1 protein-coding gene is annotated in these 522 nt (G+C 72.4%); it reads right to left on the bottom strand.

Features of this window, described 5'->3' with window-relative positions; genetic code table 11:
• The coding region (locus FB586_RS18945; protein ID WP_370741102.1) for an aspartate/ornithine carbamoyltransferase family protein at positions 1 to 522 on the bottom strand (522 nt) is incomplete at both ends.

Here is a 522-nt window from a genome sequence, read left to right on the forward strand (position 1 = left end):
CAGATCGGCACGTCGGACCGCAGCAGCGCCAGCCGGTCGCGGGTGAGCCCGTAGCCCACGGTGTACTCCCGTGCGCTCGGGAAGAACGCGCCCGACATCCGCTCGCGCTGCACCCGCAGCATCATCACCGCGTCCACGTCTCCCCGGCCACCGGCCCCGCGCAGCACCTCGTCCAGGTCGTACGACGTCTCGAAGCCCGCCGACGCCGACCATGCGCCGATGCCGCTCGGCATCAGCGTGGGCGGTGCGACGACGGTGACCCGAGCGCCCAGGCGGGTCAGGCACTGGACGTTGGAGCGGAACACCCGGCTGTGGGTGAGGTCGCCGACGATCGCGACGTGCCGGCCCTCGAGGCTGCCGAGGTGGCGCTGCAGGGTGTAGGCGTCGAGCAGCGCCTGGGTCGGGTGCTCGTGCATCCCGTCACCGGCGTTGACGATCGAGGCGTCGACCCACTGGCTCACCTGGAGGGCGTCTCCGCTGGCGGGGTGGCGGATCACCAGGCCGTCGACGCCCATCGCGCAA

This window comes from Cellulomonas telluris (genome assembly GCF_004886325.1).
GTDB lineage: Bacteria > Actinomycetota > Actinomycetes > Actinomycetales > Cellulomonadaceae > Cellulomonas > Cellulomonas telluris.